At 46.7% G+C, this 18,719-nt stretch carries 22 protein-coding genes; 6 read left to right on the top strand and 16 right to left on the bottom strand.

The genetic code is table 11. The features are described 5' to 3' along the window. Nucleotides 1–56 precede the first annotated feature (56 nt). Entirely contained in the window at nucleotides 57–587 is a 531-nt protein-coding gene (locus QZN53_RS10165; RefSeq protein ID WP_163438853.1) for a TlpA disulfide reductase family protein, read from the top strand. Here the strand turns inward: QZN53_RS10165 and epmA are convergent. Beyond that, complete coding sequence (epmA, locus tag QZN53_RS10160; protein ID WP_163438852.1) at nucleotides 577–1,527, bottom strand: EF-P lysine aminoacylase EpmA; 951 nt, start codon at nucleotides 1,525–1,527, stop codon at nucleotides 577–579. The genes QZN53_RS10165 and epmA overlap by 11 nt on opposite strands. Before the next feature lie 6 nt (nucleotides 1,528–1,533). Beyond that, nucleotides 1,534–2,955 carry an FISUMP domain-containing protein gene (locus QZN53_RS10155; RefSeq protein WP_163438851.1) on the bottom strand — a complete coding sequence of 474 codons (1,422 nt, stop codon included), beginning with the start codon at nucleotides 2,953–2,955 and terminating at the stop codon, nucleotides 1,534–1,536. A gap of 153 nt (nucleotides 2,956–3,108) precedes the next feature. Between QZN53_RS10155 and QZN53_RS10150 the strand changes: the two genes are divergently transcribed. From QZN53_RS10150 to dtd, 3 genes are read left to right on the top strand one after another with little or no spacing between them, the layout of a single operon-like run. Next, nucleotides 3,109–4,335 (top strand): SufS family cysteine desulfurase, encoded by a 1,227-nt coding sequence (locus QZN53_RS10150; protein ID WP_294652873.1) that lies wholly within the window; start codon nucleotides 3,109–3,111, stop codon nucleotides 4,333–4,335. An 11-nt stretch (nucleotides 4,336–4,346) separates the two neighbouring features. Beyond that, nucleotides 4,347–5,180: a ThiF family adenylyltransferase gene (locus tag QZN53_RS10145; protein WP_163438850.1), complete on the top strand. Its 834-nt coding sequence runs from the start codon at nucleotides 4,347–4,349 to the stop codon at nucleotides 5,178–5,180. A 1-nt stretch (nucleotide 5,181) separates the two neighbouring features. Continuing rightward, on the top strand, nucleotides 5,182–5,616 hold the full coding sequence (gene dtd, locus QZN53_RS10140) for a D-aminoacyl-tRNA deacylase (RefSeq protein ID WP_163438849.1): 435 nt from the start codon (nucleotides 5,182–5,184) through the stop codon (nucleotides 5,614–5,616). 11 nt (nucleotides 5,617–5,627) lie between these two features. Here the strand turns inward: dtd and QZN53_RS10135 are convergent, their stop codons facing one another. After that, nucleotides 5,628–6,539, bottom strand: coding sequence for a hypothetical protein (locus tag QZN53_RS10135; RefSeq protein WP_163438848.1), 912 nt, complete (start codon nucleotides 6,537–6,539; stop codon nucleotides 5,628–5,630). 212 nt (nucleotides 6,540–6,751) lie between these two features. On the opposite strand from QZN53_RS10135, the gene QZN53_RS10130 reads away from it, so the two are divergent. Then, on the top strand, nucleotides 6,752–7,777 hold the full coding sequence (locus QZN53_RS10130; RefSeq protein WP_163438847.1) for a WYL domain-containing protein: 1,026 nt from the start codon (nucleotides 6,752–6,754) through the stop codon (nucleotides 7,775–7,777). On the opposite strand, the gene QZN53_RS10125 is transcribed toward QZN53_RS10130, so the two are convergent. The 13 genes from QZN53_RS10125 to QZN53_RS10065 all read right to left on the bottom strand — a co-directional run bounded on the left by QZN53_RS10125 (nucleotide 7,770) and on the right by QZN53_RS10065 (nucleotide 17,983). Then, nucleotides 7,770–8,291, bottom strand: a complete 522-nt coding sequence (locus QZN53_RS10125; protein WP_163438846.1) for a phospholipase D-like domain-containing protein — start codon at nucleotides 8,289–8,291, stop codon at nucleotides 7,770–7,772. The genes QZN53_RS10130 and QZN53_RS10125 overlap by 8 nt on opposite strands. Nucleotides 8,292–8,319: 28 nt before the next feature. Further along, entirely contained in the window at nucleotides 8,320–8,895 is a 576-nt protein-coding gene (locus QZN53_RS10120; protein ID WP_163438845.1) for a putative toxin-antitoxin system toxin component, PIN family, read from the bottom strand. Then, on the bottom strand, nucleotides 8,876–9,193 hold the full coding sequence (locus QZN53_RS10115) for a type II toxin-antitoxin system RelB/DinJ family antitoxin (RefSeq protein WP_163438844.1): 318 nt from the start codon (nucleotides 9,191–9,193) through the stop codon (nucleotides 8,876–8,878). Before QZN53_RS10115 ends, QZN53_RS10120 begins: the two co-directional genes overlap by 20 nt. A 74-nt stretch (nucleotides 9,194–9,267) precedes the next feature. Beyond that, nucleotides 9,268–11,568, bottom strand: a complete 2,301-nt coding sequence (locus tag QZN53_RS10110; protein WP_163438843.1) for an AAA family ATPase — start codon at nucleotides 11,566–11,568, stop codon at nucleotides 9,268–9,270. A 77-nt stretch (nucleotides 11,569–11,645) separates the two neighbouring features. Beyond that, nucleotides 11,646–12,371 carry a hypothetical protein gene (locus QZN53_RS10105; protein WP_163438842.1) on the bottom strand — a complete coding sequence of 242 codons (726 nt, stop codon included), beginning with the start codon at nucleotides 12,369–12,371 and terminating at the stop codon, nucleotides 11,646–11,648. Between the two features lie 250 nt (nucleotides 12,372–12,621). After that, nucleotides 12,622–13,326, bottom strand: a complete 705-nt coding sequence (locus QZN53_RS10100; RefSeq protein WP_163438841.1) for a hypothetical protein — start codon at nucleotides 13,324–13,326, stop codon at nucleotides 12,622–12,624. 274 nt (nucleotides 13,327–13,600) lie between these two features. Then, a complete protein-coding gene (locus tag QZN53_RS10095) occupies nucleotides 13,601–14,365 on the bottom strand; it encodes a hypothetical protein (protein WP_163438840.1) in 765 nt (254 codons plus the stop codon). Continuing rightward, the gene (locus tag QZN53_RS10090; RefSeq protein ID WP_163438839.1) at nucleotides 14,362–14,982 is read right to left on the bottom strand and encodes a hypothetical protein; all 621 of its coding nucleotides are present in this window, start codon (nucleotides 14,980–14,982) and stop codon (nucleotides 14,362–14,364) included. The genes QZN53_RS10095 and QZN53_RS10090 overlap by 4 nt, the downstream gene beginning before the upstream one ends. Nucleotides 14,983–14,989: 7 nt before the next feature. Then, nucleotides 14,990–15,679: a hypothetical protein gene (locus tag QZN53_RS10085; RefSeq protein WP_163438838.1), complete on the bottom strand. Its 690-nt coding sequence runs from the start codon at nucleotides 15,677–15,679 to the stop codon at nucleotides 14,990–14,992. 36 nt (nucleotides 15,680–15,715) lie between these two features. Continuing rightward, entirely contained in the window at nucleotides 15,716–16,045 is a 330-nt protein-coding gene (locus QZN53_RS10080; RefSeq protein WP_163438837.1) for a DUF1232 domain-containing protein, read from the bottom strand. A 127-nt stretch (nucleotides 16,046–16,172) separates the two neighbouring features. After that, nucleotides 16,173–16,802: an FISUMP domain-containing protein gene (locus tag QZN53_RS10075; protein WP_163438836.1), complete on the bottom strand. Its 630-nt coding sequence runs from the start codon at nucleotides 16,800–16,802 to the stop codon at nucleotides 16,173–16,175. A gap of 102 nt (nucleotides 16,803–16,904) precedes the next feature. Next, the gene (locus QZN53_RS10070) at nucleotides 16,905–17,390 is read right to left on the bottom strand and encodes a hypothetical protein (protein WP_163438835.1); all 486 of its coding nucleotides are present in this window, start codon (nucleotides 17,388–17,390) and stop codon (nucleotides 16,905–16,907) included. Nucleotides 17,391–17,449: 59 nt separating this feature from the next. Continuing rightward, nucleotides 17,450–17,983: a Fic family protein gene (locus QZN53_RS10065; protein ID WP_163438834.1), complete on the bottom strand. Its 534-nt coding sequence runs from the start codon at nucleotides 17,981–17,983 to the stop codon at nucleotides 17,450–17,452. Nucleotides 17,984–18,185: 202 nt separating this feature from the next. On the opposite strand from QZN53_RS10065, the gene QZN53_RS10060 reads away from it, so the two are divergent. Then, the coding region (locus QZN53_RS10060; protein ID WP_205428139.1) for a PD-(D/E)XK nuclease family transposase at nucleotides 18,186–18,719 on the top strand (534 nt) is incomplete at its 3' end.

The following is an 18,719-nucleotide window of genomic DNA, read 5'->3' as shown; positions in this document are numbered from 1 at the left end:
ATTTTTTCATCAAAAACGCACATTTTTTCAAAAAAACGCTATTTTATTATTCTAGAATGGAACTTGGGCGTAAAATAACCTCCTCACGAGGTGTTTTTTCTGCGGTTTGCACGCTGCTTTTGGCAACGGCATTCCTGTTTTCTGCATGCGGGCAGGAACACTTTCAGGCAGCACCCACCAAAATCACCGATTTCAAAGGGAAACTTCTTGACGGAAGTCTTTCAACTTATCAAGCCGAAAAAGGGACGGTCACCCTAATCGCACTCACCGCCTCGTGGTGCCCCGGCTGTCGCGCCGAGCTCCCCCACCTCAAGAAACTTGACGAAGAATTTGCCGACAGAGGTTTCAAGATTTTGATGGTGAACGAAGACGACTCGCCTAAAATCGGAGCAAAATACAACAAGGCCGCAGGCATCAAGTGGACAACATTCCATTGGAATTACGACATGATGAATGCACTCGGCAACCCGGGCGTCATTCCCGTGACCTACCTTGTGAACCCACAGGACAGCATCGTGAAAATCAACGTCGGCGACTTCGACGAGAATCAGATGCGAAAGTTAATTGAAAAAGCCCTTAAGCAATAGGGCTCGGGAAAAGAATTACGTCCTTGATTTCGGACTTTCCCATTGCTAACATAAACAATCGGTCTAGACCTAGCGCCACGCCAGAGCAGGCGGGCATTCCCGATTCAAGCGCCGCCAAGAAGTTTTCGTCAATCGGCGGTTGCGGCTTGTTCATGCCGCGACGGATTTCAAGATCCGCAGCAAAGCGCCTGCGCTGTTCCGCAGCATCGGTAAGTTCCGTGTAGCCGTTGCAAAGTTCCACCTGGTCTACGAACAGTTCGAATCGACGAGCCCAAGTGTAGCCGTCTTCGCCCACATACGTTTGCGCGAGAGCCGCTTGCGACTGCGGGTAATCCAGAATGAACTCGGGACCGTTCTTGGCTAGCTCGGGTTCCACCGCAAACACCATCAGGTAATCCCACCAGTCTTCGCGGGACATGGTCGTGCCATCGGCCGGGAGCGGGATATCGCGGACCGTACAGGCTGCGGCAAATTCTTCGCCCGAAGCCGTCAGCGGATTCACGCCCGCATAATTCTTGAACGCATCAATCCAGCGCGTGCGGCGAGCGTTAATCGGTTTGCCTATAATTTCAGAAACGAGCGCCTCGACTTCGTCCATCAACTTTTCTTGCGGCATGCCGACGCGGTACCACTCCACCATGCTGAATTCATTGTTATGGTGGGCACCGAATTCATCTTTGCGAAAAGACTTTGTAATCTGGAAGATATCACCGAAACCTGCCGCAAGCAAGCGCTTCATGTGGAACTCGGGGCTCGTCATCATGAAATGCTCGCCCTCGACTTCAAAGTAGTCTAGCTGAGGATCGGTACCGCCCGCATTCGAAAGCGTCGGCGTTTCCACTTCAAGCACTCCGCGACCTTCAAAGAAGCGACGCACCTTGTTCATCAAGGCTTGACGCTTTACCCAAGAATCGCGGTCGCAGGTCGGCTTAAAAGACATTGCTAGTTACTCGGCGGCAGCGGGAGCGGATTCTTCTGCAGGAGCCGCATTCACGACGCAGCGCACAGAGAGCCAGAACTTTTTGTCAACCGGAATAGCAGACACTTCTTTGTCGGTGTTGAACATGGAGCGTGCAATACCGCGACCGTCACCCACATCCTTGCTCGTCCAGAAATAAGCACCTTCGCCCTGAATCACCGAGATGCCGTTCTTGTTAGCATAGCCACCGAACATGGCCGTAAAGGCATAATCATCAGAGCCATTGCTACGCAGGCGGACTGCCGCTTCATTTGCACCACCGGCATAAATTTCAAGCATTTTCCAATCGTCATCGGTTGCAAGACGAGTGCCTTCGGGGCAAGCCGTCAAAGCAGCTTCTTGCGTATACAGACGACCATAAGTAGCGCAGTTTTCTTCTTCGCGGTCATAGCACATGGAATTTTCTTCGATGGCAAAGTTCAAGTTCTGCACAAACCAGCGCGTGCCATTGATTTCCTTAACCCTGTAAGTCTGGCCATCGCGATTGTCCACGAACGATTCGAACACCGGGCAACGGGTTTCAAATTCCTTGGCACCCAAGATAGAGTCCACCGCCGGCTGCCAAGACGTGCAGAAACGGAAGAGTTCGCCACCCGGGAGAGCCGTAGAGTCGGCCTTGTGCTTGTCGGCCCAGCGGTCTACGTAAGCCAGGTTAATGATCGCCGTATCCGGAATCGAGAGAGCCTTGGCAGAGGCCTGCATAATCTTCGAATACTTTTCAGCAGCGCTCTTCGGAGTCTTCCAGTAGCCTTCGAGCAAGCCCTTGCGGAGCTTTTCGTAAAGCGGAGAAGGAACCGTCACCTTGATAGTCGTATCGACAAAGTGTTCCGGCTTGGTAGCGCAAGCGGCTTCGCGAATGGTGTCGCGTAGGCTGCCAGCCTTTTCATAGCATTCTTCAATGCACTTGTCACGGGCTTCGCCCTTCTTTTTGGGGCAAGGTACCCAAATGCTTGTGTCGGCGTCAACCTTGACCGGCTTGGAATAGCCCTTCGTCTTCAGGGCAACCTTAGCCACCGATTCCAAAGTTTCAAGAGCCTTCGTGTTGCCCGATTCGCCTTCCAGGAGCAAGAATGAAATCACTTCGGTACATGCATCCATGGCCTTGGCGTTGGCGCAAACCTTGGTGCCGTAACCGTAAGAGAATTGCGATTGGCAATTCGAGAACGATTCGTAAGGCATGGCCTTGAAGATTTTTTCGTAAACCTTGACCGCATCGGTAGGCGAAAGCTTGCCACAATAGATTTCTTCGGCAGCGCCCTTCTTCACAATCTTCTGGGCTGTTGCAATATCGCCATTATCAATAGCATCGCGAAGTTCCGGCTGGGCAAATGTAGTTGTAGCGCCCAAAGCAAGAACTCCCAAAAATAACACACCTCTAAGAATTTTCATTTTAACCCTCACAAAAAATTCCGCAACAAATATAGAAAAAGTAAGAAGTAGGCAGTAAGAAGTAGACAGTGATTAGCGGTTTATAGCCAGTCATAAAACAAACATATAGCCCGGTACAGAAAATTCCTTTTTGCATTTTCTATATTTGGGCGCATGATTGATGCTGAAAAAATCCGCAACGAATTTCCGATGCTCGTCGCAGGCGATAAGGACGCAAAGCCGCTCGCCTTCTTGGACAGCACGGCCACCACGCAAAAGCCCGACTGCGTCATCGACGTAATGAACGACTTTTACCGCGAGCACTACAGTTCCGTAAAACGCGGCGTATACCGCCTGAGCGCTCGCACTACCGAAGCATTTGAAGCCACCCGCAAGAACGTGGCCAAGTTCATCAACGCCAAAACCGAAGACGAAATCGTATTCACCCGCGGCACCACCGAAAGCATCAATCTAGTGGCGTGGAGTTATGGTCGCAAGTTCTTCGAAGCCGGCGACGAAATTCTGATTAGCGGACTTGAGCATCACGCCAACATCGTGAGCTGGCAAATTGTCGCCGAAATGAAGGGCGCCAAGATCAAGGTGATTCCCGTTTTGGACAGCGGCGATTTAGACCTGAGCAAGCTTCCCGGGCTGTTGAATGCGCGTACCAAGATGGTGGCTGTCGCCCACGTGAGCAATTCCGTCGGTACCGTGAACCCCATTGCAGAAATTATCGCGACCGTCCGCAAGCTCGCCCCGCAAGCCAAAATTTTGATTGACGCCGCCCAGAGTTCTAGCCACATCAAGATCGACGTGCAGAAGCTCGACTGCGATTTCCTCGCCTTCAGCGGACACAAGATGTACGGCCCTACCGGCGTAGGCGTACTCTATGGCAAGTACGAAGTTCTCGACAGCATGCCCCCCTGGCACGGCGGTGGCGAAATGATCAAGAACGTGACCTTCGAAAAGACGACATACGCCGACGTTCCCGCCCGCTTTGAGGCTGGAACGCCCATGATTGCCGAAGTCATCGGGCTCGGCAAGGCCATTGAATGGATTAACACCGTAGGCATCGAGAACATCCGCAAGCACGAAGAAGAAATTACGCAGTATGCGCTGGAACAACTCGCCCAGATTCCGCAGGTGAAAGTTCTCGGCAACCCGAAGGAACGCGGCGCTCTCATCAGTATTACACTCGACGGCATCGCCGTAAGCGACGCCGCCATGATTCTCGACGAAGAGAATGTAGCCGTCCGCAGCGGGCACCACTGCGCCCAACCTGTCATGGACCGCTTCGGCGTCGACGCCACGCTTCGACTCAGTTTTGGCGCGTACACCCTGAAGCGCGACATCGACCGTTTTATCGCAGGCATCAAGCGCGTCCTCCGACTCTTCGGCTAACCGGGACTCGTATGGGAATCGAGAAAGGCATCTTTAACCGCACATCGCTCCTGCTCGGAGACGACGTGATGGGCGACATCTACCAGAAGCGCGTCATCATCTTCGGTCTCGGCGGAGTCGGCAGCTGGTGCGCCGAAAGCCTGGTGCGTTCCGGCATCAAGGAACTCGTACTCGTTGATTCAGACCGCGTGTGCGTCACCAACGTGAACCGCCAACTGATGGCCACCACGAAAACCGTGGGGCAAGTCAAGGTGGACGTGCTGAAAAATCGCCTACTCGAAATCAACCCGCACGCCAACATCGTAGCACTCCAAGACATCTACGAAGAAGCGAATACCGAGAAGTTCCAGCTAGACACCTTCGACTACATCATCGACGCCATCGACAGTCTCGAAAACAAGATGCAGCTGCTATGGCACGCCACACGCACCAAGGCAACCGTTTTCTCTTCGATGGGGGCAGCCCTCAAGATGGACCCCACACGAATCAAGGTCGCCGAATTCTGGAAAGTCGCCGGTTGCCCGCTCGCCCGCGCCCTGCGCGACAAGTTCAAGAAAAAGAAAATGGCTCTCAAGAAAAAAGTGCTATGCGTCTACAGCGACGAACTCCTGAAAAACCGCGGCAAGAATTCCTCTTGCGGAACGGACGCCTGCATGTGCCCCAAGGTGCGCCACGAAAGGAGCGAAGCCGAACTCCAGAATGCAAACCTGGTCGATCACGAATGGTGCAGCAGCAAGGCGCAAATCAACGGCACCATGTCGCACTCCACCGCTATTTTTGGATTCATGATTGCGGGCCTCGTGATGCAGGACATCTACAAGAAGGCATTGGCTAGCGCGGAGTAATATGAAATTCTTGATTCAGCGAGTATTGAACGCCCAGGTGGATATCGCAGGCGAAACTGTCGGGAAAATCGGCAAGGGCTACATGATTTTAATCGGCGTGGGCGAAGACGACACCAAGGAAATAGCCGACAGGCTTATCCGCAAGATGCTTGCGCTGCGCATCTTTGCCGACGAAAACGGCAAGACGAATCTTTCCATCAAGGATGTGGGCGGCGAGCTCTTGCTCGTCTCGCAGTTCACGCTTTACGCCAACTGCAACAAAGGCAACCGACCGACCTTCAACGGAGCCGGCAACCCGGCACTTGCAAACGAGCTTTACGAATACATTATCGCTGAATGCAAAAAAGAAATCCCCGTCGTACAGACAGGGAAATTCGGTGCCGACATGCAGGTGAGTCTCACGAACGACGGCCCGTTCACAATTATGCTGGAATAAAAATTCCGAAACTAGAATTCTGGCATGCTGAAATCGCCGTAAAGTTCACGGCCATCAAACACCCAGACCACCATCTTTTTCCCTTCCAGGAATTCTGAACGGTCCTTGAACAAGGTCGGACCATAGTTTCCGCCACCAATACGGCTACGCGTAAACGTCTCTATCCCAGTCGCCTGCGCAATGTAGGCGCCTATATTGGAAGAGCTGTTCCAGCCAAAATCGGCATTGCTGTCGCCGATTATCACAATGGGAGCGTCTTTGGACCCACGGTAGCGTTTTCCTTCCGCATCCACGGTCTTTAACACGCGCACATCGTAATCAGGGTAAGAATTGTACTTCAAGTGATAAAGATTTCCGGTGCCGGGAACAATCGTGTCGCGCAGGAACCATTCTTCTCTCGGAATATCCAAGTTCATCTCGTTGATGGTATCGGCAATCATCTGGGCAAGAACCTGCCGACCGGCACTTGTATAATGGCTTTCGTACGCCTCGAACATGGGCGTTTCTTCGTTCTTTTCAAGAAACTCCTCTACCGCATCGACAACGACAACGCCTTCGTCTTGCAATGCATCCACCCATTCTTCATATTGCGGAGCGACTATTCCTCCCGACAATTTTTCCGAATAATGTTCCGCCTCGATTTGTAGCTTGTCTGGAACAGGCACGACCACCAACTTGATACCGCGCGCTTCCAGCGAATCATTGAAGGCTACAAAAGAATTCAAGTTTTCTTTCCAGTCCACCACCAGGTTGACAAGACTTTCCTGCAAGAAAATCCAGTCGTCTACACCGCTTACCGCACAGCGAGTCTCTTTCAGTTGCCCGCCACATTTTTCAATATCGGCTTCGATCTGTTCCCGAACGACCAACGGGATAAGCGGACGAGTAGATAGGTAGACCATGGCAAGCGCAATAACCGCCACTCCAAATCCAAAAATAAGCCCCAAATGTTTCCTAAAAAACATGACAGGGCCAAATTTAGAATTTTTCTGATTCCTTAGCAAAGGCCAAGCAGCCTCCATGCTTCGGCAAACGAACTACTTTTGCACCAAAAGACGACAACTATTGTCGTCTACCTTTTGTATATTAAAAAATACTCCCCGCCTCGCGGGGATTGCATTTTGCAGGAGGCTTTATGGCAGATCAGGCTCGCGGCGAACGAATGATACGAATTTTCGTCTACATGATGGCGCACTACAACAACCGTTACAGCGTCGCCGACATCATGCGGCATTTAGACATTCGCGAAGAAGACCTGCGGAGCGTGCAGCGTGACATGCACGCACTCTCCGAAATCGAGGGCGGTTACATCAAGCGCTCTGTCGAAAGCGGCAAGACCTATTACCAGGTGGCACTTGAACGCGCAAACAAGCTCATATTCCCGGAATTTGGCGACACGCTACTGCACTTCATGTTCCTGCAGCGCATCGCGAACATCTACCCCGCGACCTCGAACCTCATCGAAGACCTAACCAAACGAATCACACAAGATTTGCCTGCACGCGAACAATCCACCCTGGCCCATTACGCGAAGGAACTGAACGGGCGTATTCTGTTCATGGGAACGCCCCCGAGCGTTGACGAAAACGTCGGCAAAAACCTGCCAGTCATCCTTGACGCCATTCGCAAAAAACAGAAAGTACAAATCACCTACACCGACAACTGGGGTGCCATCACCAACAAGCCACGCATTCCGCTGATGGTCGCCATCAATCAGGGCGAAATCTACATCGGCTGCGTATCGCAGCACCACCCTGACAAAACATATGCCCTCAAGCTCCGCCGCATTCAATCCGTAAAGCTCTTGCGCGAACAATTCGTCGAAGATCCGAAAGTTGTCGACATTCTCCGTAAACGAATCCGCACCGGTACGCTGCTGTCCGGCGACCAAGACCAACAAGAAGAAAAAGTCGTCATCTATTTCCCGGGATACGCCAAGAACTTTCTGCAAGAACGTCCCTACCACCCCAGCATGAAAATCAAGGAACTGGATTGTGGCGACATCCACGTGACCATGAAAGTCGCCGTGAACGGCCTGCTCAAGCAATGGGTCATGTACTACGGCTCCATTGCCGAAGTGCTAAAGCCCGCTAAGCTCCGCCAAATGGTACTCGATAGCGCTAAAGACTTGGTGAAACTGTACGAAAGGAAGTCTACTTAATCCTGTCGCCGCAGAATTCTTGGCGACCACATTTTTTGCAATGCGAGCCCATCCACAACGTATCGAACTGTTCTATAGCAGGTTCGACAAGCGCAGGGTCATTCGTGAGGATTCCCGCCTCGAAGTTACGGCGTAGAGAGCTTTTCATGCCGATTCCCGCACCCGTCAAATTCGCGGACCCGATGTAAGCCGTTTCAAGATCAAAAATCATCATCTTGAAATGCACTCGCGGGCACATCACGCGCTCCAAATCCGTCACCAGAATCGGAAAGCGGTCAAAGTCCTCGCGAAAATTCGGGCCAGGCTCCTTCGCATGAATCAAACGCACGCCCACGCCGCGTTTCAAAAGTGTAGCAAGTTGCCCCAGCAACGGAATGGCATCACCATCCTGTTTCACATACACATCCTTGATATCGGCAGTACCAATCCACAAGTTATTGCGGACCGACATGATTCGTGAAATCACTTCGGAGTAATGTTCTTCGTTCTGGATGTACTTAGTGAAAATGGGCATCGTGGAAAATATCGTTTTATTGGACTTCCTATTTCCTCTCCGCTCTTGCCGCTTTAATTTCCTCTTCAATCTCTTCTTCGCTCATGCCTGCAGAGCCGTTTTTCAAAGCATCTTCATTCAAGGCTTGTAACGCGGACATAAGAGTGGATGCGGAATAAGAAACCGAGACATCATTTACAAACATTTGCGATTGAACGGGATTTATCAAATCCAGAAAATTTCGAGCACTTATCGTAAAAGGAACGTTAGGAAAATGCTTTATATTACCCGTAACGATATAAGCATTTTTATCACGATGAGCAAAAGCTACATCATAAAAGATTCTGTCATCAACATCTGGCAAAGTAAAGTCCGTCGGCGCGACAGGCTCATTTATAGCGTATTTTAAAATTTCATCCACAAAGCGTTGACCGTATGAAACATTCCACCTGAATTTAGAACGGCTCATCACTTCACAATATTCTTCAACAATATTTTCATCAACAATCGGCGTAAAAAGGTGTTTTGAAATACCTTGAAAAACCGCATAAGGAACCGATTGCAGACGATCTGTCGCAAGGGCGGCTGAGACCAATATATTCGTATCAACGACTGCGCAATACACGTTTTTTTCTCTCCGCTCTTGCCGCTTTAATTTCCTCTTCAATTTCTTCTTCGCTCATCCCTGCAGAGCCGTTTTTCAATGCATCATCATTGAGCGCCCGTAATGCCGACATAAGTCCAGAAGATTCACTCATCGTAGGATGTTCGGACACCTTAAACGGCAACCCTCTTTCAATTACCGCACGTTTGAAAAAAATGCGAACGGCCGTAGGAATGTCCATTCCTAGACTTTCAAACAAGTCGGAGACCTCGTCTTTCAACTTGTCATCAACGCGTATTTGTAATATTGATGTCGCCATACAGACCTCAAACGATATACAACTACTAAATATAGTATAAACACATTACAAAAGCAATATGTTTGTATATTTTTCTACAACCCCAGCCTACGGCCTTGATGGTCATCTTTATTGGCAACTTCTTCGAGCATGTTCTGCAAGATGAGTTCTTTCGTCCGTAACTCAGTAGGCACATATTCTAGCTTGCGACGCACATTCTGAAAGTCGCTAATCGCCACATTGTCGCAGCGAAGAATTTCCTTGGGGCAATGGCCCCCGAAAAATGCTGTCCAAGTTTTTGAAATTTGAGGAGAATCCATATAGTCGAACGCCAGCTTCAACTGAAAGCGTCGGCGAATCGCCCAATCCAAGACATTCTCGTAGTTTGTCGCGGCAATCAGCATTCCGTTAAAGGAATCCATCTGGCAAATAAACTCGTTCACCAGGGTCACTTCCCAATGATTTTTCGCGTTGCCACGATTTTCAAAGAAACTGTCCGCCTCGTCGATAAACAGAATCGCATCACTCCGTTCCGCTTCACGGAACATGGCGCTAACGTTATGTTCACTTTCACCCACATGGCGCCCCAGAATATCGCTTGCCCGTTTCACGATAATCTCGCGATCTAGAATGTCATGCGCGACATGCTTTGCAAAAGCCGACTTTCCGGTACCGGGAGGGCCATACAGGAATATATTCAGGTTTTCCCTGTGCCCCGAGGTCTTTGACTCCTTCCAACGAGCATCAAAATTCCTGAGCATCGGCACGACATAATCCACATTCCGAATATCCCCGCTCGAAATACGGACGCAATCCAAATTATAATCTGGCCTTGATTCCTGTGGCAAAGTCGATATACCCAAAAGTTTCGCATGCGAAGACGCAACTTCGCGAACCACATTTAAAGGCGACATATCCTGAGACTGCATCCGCTGCGCAAGCCGAACTGCCAAAGTAGCGCTACCTGCCATCACCGGAATTTCCTTAGCGACACATTCAATTTCTTCGCTACGCATCATCGATTCCGCCTGCTGCGTTTTCAGTACGGACTGCCAAATCGCAATGCGTTCACTCTTGCTGAACGAGAAAAATTCTAGCGAGTAATCGAAACGGCGGCGGGTGCTATTTTCAATCATCGCGATATTATTCGTAATCCAAATAACAGGCGTTTTCAGGCTCTCGAAAATAATATTCAGCAGACCCTTTTCTGCCTTATTCAAGACCAAGTCCGCCTCATCCATCAAGATGATGCCGCCACTCCGCTCACATTCCCAATCGGCCAAAAGCATCGAGCGCAAGCGAGTCTGCAAAAGAGATTCCTCGCTCATCGATTCTTCACCGATGCCCACCGAAAGCAGCGTAACATTCAACTCTTGCGCAATCGCCTTAGCAAGTTCCGTCTTGCCCGTTCCCTCGCGACCATAAAAAAGAATGTTCAGCGGAGTGCCCATCTGGTGCGATTTCAGCATCTGTAAAATAAAAGACGCCTGCGGATTCGTCTTGACTATCTGCTCATAGGGGACACACGGTTTTGCTGCCGGTCTGAAATCCATAATCTGCGACATATCTGAGAAACCATACAGATAATTGCTCACGTCGTCCGCTAGGTACAATTCCTTGCGTTTGATTCTCAAATCCGTATTGCGGAACGATTCTTCCATTTGGATCAGCTGGAACTTAAGAAGCGGACTCTCCTTGGAACAAAGTTCCTGAAGCGTTGTGCCATCAAGCCCCGTCAGCAAGGCAATCCGACTAAAGGCACCACGCTCATTCGGGTCAAAAGTTTCCCCCTCTTTCACCCGAATGTTTTCTAGCCTCAAATACAGTCGCTGATGGTTCCGAAGCCACAAATAAAGCACCAGTTCCACCGCCTCATCCGACAAATGGAAAAGACGCTTTAATTCAAAAACACGCTGTAATGCTTCATCATCGGGCGAACAACCTTTCGCCAGCTTTTCTTTCACGCAATTCTCAATCATCTGTACGATAATCGGTCGCAAGCAATCGTTCGCACGCTCCAAATAAGCCATGATCTCAAAAAAATGCTGAGCAAAGCGAACAATCCTGGTTTCGTGATACGCCTCCAAAAGCTCCCGCACCCCATAATGTTTGTCATCAATCGAAGTCCTGATAGTACTCGAAAAATCAACCTGGTTGCGAATCTCGTAAACACGATCCGCAAATTCGCCATAATAACGGATCGGCAAATAATTCTCGCAAAAACTGCGACAGGAACCATCCGGATACGCCCGCATAAAACGCACCCAGTATTCCATAATCTTCAAGTCGATAAAAGAAGTCCTCAACTCCGCCTTCGCCGCAGGCGACTCCCCATCCAACCGATTCAGCGTATTCCCGAAATAATTCTCAGCGGAATTTTGATAATGTAATTGCATAGCAAACCCTCTTGATTCTACTATGCAATATAAAAGAAGCGCACGACAATAGATGTCGCAGGCATTAAAAGTTCAAATTAGTCTTTAGTCAACCAGTTCTTTCTCAATTCATCTATAAAGAACTGCCTACTCGTTAGACCGCGAAAGTAATCATCACTACTTCCAGTTTTTATGTGGCGAATACGATTCCACCAAAGACTAGAAGGGTGGTATGTAAATGAGTAGCCTATATTGTATTTTGCCAAATAATCCCACAAATAACAACCAAGATATTTAAAAATATCAATTGTTTCCGCATGATCAAACGCAAGTTTACTTGTAAAAACAACATGATTAGGGTTTAATATTTCAATGAGCTTACAAAATGTATGTACTGATTCTCTGCAATCCATTTCTGTACACCTAAAAGTTTTTCTATTGTCATTGTCAGCCGGTCGCAAGAAATAATTATAACTAGCAATCTCCTCAAAAGCACCACCCAATGCGTCTGGGAAAACTTCTTTAATTGCACTATCAATTTTTTGCCGGTATTTATTTCTTGGGTCACTACGCGCCCCACGTAAATCGCAGCATTTTAATTCACAGTCTGAGAGTTTTTCTCCAAGGCTTAAATAATTGTCATACCACAAATTCACATTATGATGCACAAAGGAAGCCTTTGGCATATAACAGCTTTCTCCAACAAGCAAGAGTTTCTTGTGTTTCGTTGATTCATAGTTCACTCCAACAGCTGGCAACATAAACTCATGATTTTTATAGAACGGTATCGTTCTAAAAGCAGAATCAAATGAAGAACTAAACATGAATTTTCTCCCAATAAAAAATTTCACCTTTTGCCAATATATATTTTTTCGTCACATCAGTAAGAAATTCAATTACTGATGATCGCAGGGGTCTAAAGTTTCTAACGCTGATAAAAATTCATAGATTATATTCAAGCTGACATCACCTTTTTCATCATCAATCATAAAGCACCGCACTTTTTTGTAATATAAAGAAATGCACGACAATTAACGTCGCGCACAAACAATCTTTCAACAACAAGATTCTCTTCTATCTTAGCCATTTTTCCTTAAGCCATGCGCAGAAGAAGTCCCGCGACGTCATACCACGAGCCTTTTCATATTTTGACATGGTCTGGTTCCAATGGACACTAGATGGATGATTCGTATAGATATAATCAACGATTCCGTGGGATTTTGTCCAATCCCAAAGATTTCCACCGAAATACTTCGGATAATCAAAACCTTCCGCCTGTTTGCACACCGTAGAGCTCAAGAAAACGAATAAATCTGGTTTCAGAATATCAAGCACCTTGATGAAATTACGAATAGCCTGTTCGCAGTCAACATCCTTGCCACCATAGGAATTCCACAAGTCATCAATTCCTGTTGTGCAATCAGCCGGACGCAAGAAATAATTGAGGAACGCCACCTGATGCCAACCATTGCCATCACTAGGCAGTACCAAATTCAAGCAACGATCAATTTCTTTTCCGAAACGTCCACTTTTGCCCTCGCGGGTTCCGCGAGTATTACACCAATCCTGTTCATCACCCGTCAACACAGGATTTCCGTACCACGAATTCACATCATGGTGTACAGTAGAGCCTTCGGGCATATAATGACTTTCGCCTATCAGCAAAAGCTTTTTATGTTCCGAAGATTCGTAATCATCCCCCACAAACGGCATCATATAAGGGTGCGTTTTATAGAAGGGAATAAATTGGAATTTTGAATCATATGATGTATTGGACACATCGCCTCCAATTGTTTATAGAGCCGGTTCGTGACCGCCCTTTGCCGGACTCTTTAGACAACGAGCATTTACCATGGCAAATATCGTTGGGAATTGCAGCCCGCAATATTTGCAAGTGTACTTGGACTTTTCGGAGCCCTCATACAGCACATGGTTCATACCACTCGATTGCTTGACACAACGAGCATTGACCAACGCAAAAACTGAAGGGAAGCCTATTCCGCAATATTTACAGTAGAATTTTTGAGACATTGACAACTTATTATGTAGTCTCTTAATCAAAGTCAATTGTCAGATGAACTTCTTTTGATACCAAGATTTCTTTTGTCATTTTTACATCTATTCCCGCCGGCAAAAGAACGGCTAAAGGAGAAGTCATTCCAATCGCTTTAGCAAGTCCGTCAAAATTTGCTGCTAGAGTAAATATATTAGATGCAGTTTTCCGGAACGAGTATTTCACCTCCAAACTTTCCAACAATCCTTTAGAAGGATCCCTTCCCGAAAGCAACAACGTGAAATCAGCGTCCCGATCAAGATGATTTTCTCTTACAAAAAATTTCGCCGATTCATACGCTCTTTGATCATACCCTTCGAACTTCTTAAATTTTTGCGTAAAAGAATAATTTTCTTCTTCCAAGCCTATTTGCTCCATAAAGGTCTGCACTCTATTCGCGCTATATTTTTTAGTACCTCGTTCTTTGCTAGACTCGCCGCCAGAATAACTAATTTTGGTTGCTCCCAATCTATGTGCTAGATCAAAATACTTATTCAATCGTTCTTTTTCAAAATCTTTTAAGAGATGATTGGATTGCTCAATGTATTCTTGCGGATTATAGGGATTCTGAATGTAGGCTTGTCCCTCCATTGGCGGCACTGAGCCCTGTCCATTTGAGAAAACAAGATTTCTACTTTTTACCGATTCGCAGGACAAAACATCAATGTCAAGCATATTGGTATTTTTATACTCGTTCTCCCATTTATAGTTTCTTGCTTTTTCTTTGCTTTGTACCACAAGCATCTTTTTTGTTTCGTCCATCATTTTTTCATTCCCTTTTTCTTGATTAATTCACGAACAGCAGTCGTCGTCAAAGCCGACGCAACTATAGAAGCCACCGTAATACACCCTTCTTTCCAATTTTTTTTACTAAACCACGAACCAAATTCCCTTTTTACAAGGTTACTTTTCCAATTGTTTATCTTTTTCACATCCACTTTTAGCATAGAAGTATGAAAATCATCTACATCAAATGACTCCAAGGTACCAGACATATCTAAGCATTTCAGAAATTCTTTTTCTACTATTTCCAACACATCGGATTCAATTTCTCTTGACGACTTGAAAATGAAATTGTAACTAATATTACGATTAGAAGAATCCTTATCATTGACACAGCCGTCAATATAGATTGTTTGGACATCCATATAATTATTTGACTGAGCAGGGAAAGGCCTATGAGATAAATAATAACTTATTTTTATTTTTTTCGTTTGTGAGATTATTTGTTTTTGATATTGTTGTCTGGAATTCGGCTGAAAAACACGGACTTCATCGGGCATTTGTTCGAAAGTCGCAAACGCCCCATTTACTATGACCATGTTCTTTCCATTCAGGTCTTTCTTTTGAATCCAAAAATATGTTTCGTAATCTCGTTCCATAAGTACCTCAATTCTTTCCGTATTCACCAAAACATTTTCTGATATCATCGCCTGCCGAATCACCCACAAGATTAATGCATTTCAAGTTACCAATAATGTTTGAATATGGTTTATCTTTTACTTTGTTTCTAATACCATTCTTTATTTCTTCTTCCGTTTTACCGACCTTATCTATGTGGGTTGCCAGCACAATAAATTTTGACATATCATTTTCATAATGTCTGCTCAAGAATTCCAATCTTGCTAATACGTCTTCAGAAACATCCTCTTTATCGAAGAATTCTTTCACATTTATAAGAAAGAAAACAAAATCTTTTTTCTCCATCAATTTTTCATAGTTGTTTACAATTTCTTCCCCTCCAGGAATATCCTGCCCATTATTTTTAAATTTGCCTATATCAGGAAATAGATTTTTGATTTCCTGCCACCAATGAGAATCAGAATTTACAGTAATATCTGTACAAAAAAACATATTCGGCTTAGTCCAAAACGCTTCAAATTCAGGGCAGATTTCCTGTATGCCAGTTTGACGATAAAGCCTATTCTCAACTTTTCCCTTACTGAGCAATTCAATAAGAGTTGTTTTTCCACTAGCTTCTGGTCCGAGAACGGCTATCTCCAATTTAGTTTTTCTCCACCGATTTACCGCGCCCGTAACACCAAGACCAACAGCAACGGGAATAAACCAAAAGGCCATATTTTTTTCTCCTTGTTATTTGTTCAACATTTGATTCTATTTCATAATCAACGCCACAATAGCAGCGATCAAACCGCCGAGCAACAGCGCAGCGATTACGACGGCGATGACCATAAACCATTTGGCGTATTTTAGGATTTTCACCATGGCGCTATTCTGGTCCTTTGTGAACTGCTGAACAGCATTCATTGTCGCAGTCACAAGGAAGCCGACATCATCGAGCCAGCCCACTACTGGAATTGCGTCGGGCGCCAGGTCGATGGGCGACACGGTGTACAACAGCGACATGATGACAAAGAAAACGGCGAGTCCCTTTTGCAAAGAGGATGCGCCATTCATATCTAAAACTTCGGGTTCTTTATCCATTTTTTTCCTTCTTCTTTAAAAAGAAATATATTCTATTTTCTACAAAAGAGCACAAATCCCCACAAAAACTATAGTTTTCCCTCAAAAAACGTTATTTTGGGCGTTCCAACTTGGAATAAGTTCCTTTTTAGCAGTCTTTCACGCACCGAATTGAATTCGCGCAGGAAAAATCGTTCCAAAAGCGGTCGAGAACGGCATCGTCGTAACAATTGTCTAGGCGAACGCGATACGCCCACTTGTTTTGCCCGACGGAACTCCAGAAACGCGTATGTTTGCCGCGCGCTCCGCAAAAACCGAATTCCTCCATGCAGCCTGCCGGATACGCCGTAAAGCCGAACGCATCAAGGCTTTTGCCGACAGGGAACAACTCGTCTTCTTCCCAACCATCTTTAGATTTTAATGCGAGTGCCGCCCCGAGGTAAGTTTCGGCACCATGCTCGCCCATTTCGCATTTTGCACCGACAGCATTAAACAGGTCTCGCCAATCATCATTGTTCGGCAAGCGCCAACCTTTGGGGACTGCAGCTTCTGCAAATTTCCAGTAGTAGCACAAGCCATATTTCTTCACATTTGGGTCGCAGTTCCAATCGTAAGGAGGCGTTTCGCCATTCAAGCACAAATACCCCATGCCGCCGGCATACGCCTGCGCACCTTCGCATTTATGCCGCAAGTTTTCGGCAAACCAAATCCGATTTCCGATTTTCACGGTGCGGTAGGTTTCACCGTCTCGCGGATCCGTAAAGTATGAGTCTTTCATAAAAGCCTCCTACATACAATTTTATTTTCCTTTGGAGTGACTTTTAAATTATTTTAAGAAGCCTTTTTATCATAACCCCTCGTTTTTCAAGTACAATGACATTCAAGCATTTTCCGCATTCTGCCAGACTTTCAGCGGAATCAGCATAAAACAAAGTGAACCGGTTATTGAGTTAGCCTCTGTATACTCCACAACTCCATTTGGATAAACCTTGACGGTCTTTTCCACACAACTTTCCGGCATATTCGAGAGCCATGAAAGCAATTTCCATTCATCGTTTCTAAAGCCATCAAAAAATTTCTGCAGCGTCCCCTTCGTCATGGGGCAATCAGCATCGTCCGACCGAAATTCCGCCACATCGTTATACACGAGAACATACGGAGTATCTTTTCTACAACTCCACTTGAGTTTACGATACGGGCTCGAATCGATGATTTTGTCCCACGCCTCTCCAAGTTCTTCCTTCGATTCTTCAACCAATTCCCAAAGAGGACGCTCAGCAAGCGCCGCAGCAATTCTTGCATCAAGAATTTCGCCTTTCGCCACACGCGTTAAACCACATGATTTTAAGCATTCCTTGATAGTCATATTACCTCGCTTTTTCTAAGAATATAGGTTGCGGTGGCGACAATTAATGTCGTTTACTTTTACATAATCAAGTTCACTATGAGTTTGGTCATGGTTTCACGTTCTTCGGGTTTACTTTCAGCGATGAGTAGCGTGAGCGCGACCAGGGCGCCATCACTTACGATTTTGGAGCCATCCACACGATAAAGGATATCGTTGCGTGACATATACCACAAGAAAATGAACGCAGCAATGCGTTTGTTGCCATCGACAAAGGAGTGGTTCTTGACAAGCAGATACAGGAGTGTTGCCGCCTTCATCTGCACGGTCGGATAAAGTTCCTTGCCGTCGAAGGTCTGGTAAATTTGTCCGAGGGAACTCTTGAAAGACGCATCCTTTTCAACACCGAAGATTCCGCTGTCACGAAATTTTTCCTTGAGCACAGCAATCGCTTCCATCGCCAATTCGTAGGTGATGGGGCCACTCGTTTCGCTGTAGTCGACACCGGTCTTCGGGAATTCCAGTTGCTGGTGGTCGTAGCGGTCCAAAGTTTCTAGAGCCGCACGAAAATCATTGATGACATTTGATATTTCTAGTTTCTCCAATCTGTTCATGACGCACTCCTTTTAGGGGAACATCACGAATATAGATTGAGCATGCGACAATTAGCGTCGTTTGCAAGGCTGACACAACCAGGCACCACAATCAAACTTTTTGCGTTTTTACAAAAGTTTTACAAAGAATTGGTATTCAAACGCCCTAAAAAAGCGTGTTAGGTAATAGGGGGTGCCCGTAACTTAACACGAAAGGAAACACATGCCTGACAATACCAATCATTCAACAAAAAAATACATCGTCACAAACGAGCATGGCGAGGAATTCCTGTTGCCCAAATACGCAGCGACATTCCGCATCCTGATGGACGACAAGGACACAATCCGCGACGTACTCAACAGCCTGCTCCAGCTGGACCGCGACCATGAAATTGTTGACCTCGAATACGAATTTGAGAAGCCCATCGACATCTTTATGCCCGAAAACGATCCCGCGCGCCTCGACGTCTGGGTACACACTAGGGACAATCGGTATCTCAACATCGAGATGCAAAACAAGGTTCATGCTTTCTTCTTCGACCGTATGCAACTCTACAATTCGTACCTCACACTGCGCGGCAAGTACGAGTTTAACCGTTCTGACTATTTCATGGGCCTGCCAGAAGAGGAACGCCGGTACCGGTACTATGAACTTCCGGAAACGGTATCCATTTGGCTTTGCAACAATTCGGTACTCCGGTCGAAGGAAATCTATAAGGACGTGTGGTCAACATACAGTGAATACGAAGTCAAGTCG

Origin of the sequence: uncultured Fibrobacter sp., from assembly GCF_900316465.1 — a bacterium.
Taxonomy (GTDB): Bacteria; Fibrobacterota; Fibrobacteria; order Fibrobacterales; family Fibrobacteraceae; genus Fibrobacter.
Note: the sequence above shows the minus strand (reverse complement) of the source record. Positions and strands in the feature narration are given on the sequence as shown.

Bases quoted from the DNA above. Each gene is read 5' to 3' on its own strand.
- QZN53_RS10165 (WP_163438853.1), top strand. From the start codon at position 57: ATGGAACTTGGGCGTAAAATAACCTCCTCACGAGGTGTTTTTTCTGCG.
- epmA (WP_163438852.1), bottom strand. From the start codon at position 1,527: ATGTCTTTTAAGCCGACCTGCGACCGCGATTCTTGGGTAAAGCGTCAA.
- QZN53_RS10155 (WP_163438851.1), bottom strand. From the start codon at position 2,955: ATGAAAATTCTTAGAGGTGTGTTATTTTTGGGAGTTCTTGCTTTGGGC.
- QZN53_RS10150 (WP_294652873.1), top strand. From the start codon at position 3,109: ATGATTGATGCTGAAAAAATCCGCAACGAATTTCCGATGCTCGTCGCA.
- QZN53_RS10145 (WP_163438850.1), top strand. From the start codon at position 4,347: ATGGGAATCGAGAAAGGCATCTTTAACCGCACATCGCTCCTGCTCGGA.
- dtd (WP_163438849.1), top strand. From the start codon at position 5,182: ATGAAATTCTTGATTCAGCGAGTATTGAACGCCCAGGTGGATATCGCA.
- QZN53_RS10130 (WP_163438847.1), top strand. From the start codon at position 6,752: ATGGCAGATCAGGCTCGCGGCGAACGAATGATACGAATTTTCGTCTAC.
- QZN53_RS10125 (WP_163438846.1), bottom strand. From the start codon at position 8,291: ATGCCCATTTTCACTAAGTACATCCAGAACGAAGAACATTACTCCGAA.
- QZN53_RS10115 (WP_163438844.1), bottom strand. From the start codon at position 9,193: ATGGCGACATCAATATTACAAATACGCGTTGATGACAAGTTGAAAGAC.
- QZN53_RS10110 (WP_163438843.1), bottom strand. From the start codon at position 11,568: ATGCAATTACATTATCAAAATTCCGCTGAGAATTATTTCGGGAATACG.
- QZN53_RS10105 (WP_163438842.1), bottom strand. From the start codon at position 12,371: ATGTTTAGTTCTTCATTTGATTCTGCTTTTAGAACGATACCGTTCTAT.
- QZN53_RS10095 (WP_163438840.1), bottom strand. From the start codon at position 14,365: ATGATGGACGAAACAAAAAAGATGCTTGTGGTACAAAGCAAAGAAAAA.
- QZN53_RS10090 (WP_163438839.1), bottom strand. From the start codon at position 14,982: ATGGAACGAGATTACGAAACATATTTTTGGATTCAAAAGAAAGACCTG.
- QZN53_RS10085 (WP_163438838.1), bottom strand. From the start codon at position 15,679: ATGGCCTTTTGGTTTATTCCCGTTGCTGTTGGTCTTGGTGTTACGGGC.
- QZN53_RS10080 (WP_163438837.1), bottom strand. From the start codon at position 16,045: ATGGATAAAGAACCCGAAGTTTTAGATATGAATGGCGCATCCTCTTTG.
- QZN53_RS10075 (WP_163438836.1), bottom strand. From the start codon at position 16,802: ATGAAAGACTCATACTTTACGGATCCGCGAGACGGTGAAACCTACCGC.
- QZN53_RS10070 (WP_163438835.1), bottom strand. From the start codon at position 17,390: ATGACTATCAAGGAATGCTTAAAATCATGTGGTTTAACGCGTGTGGCG.
- QZN53_RS10065 (WP_163438834.1), bottom strand. From the start codon at position 17,983: ATGAACAGATTGGAGAAACTAGAAATATCAAATGTCATCAATGATTTT.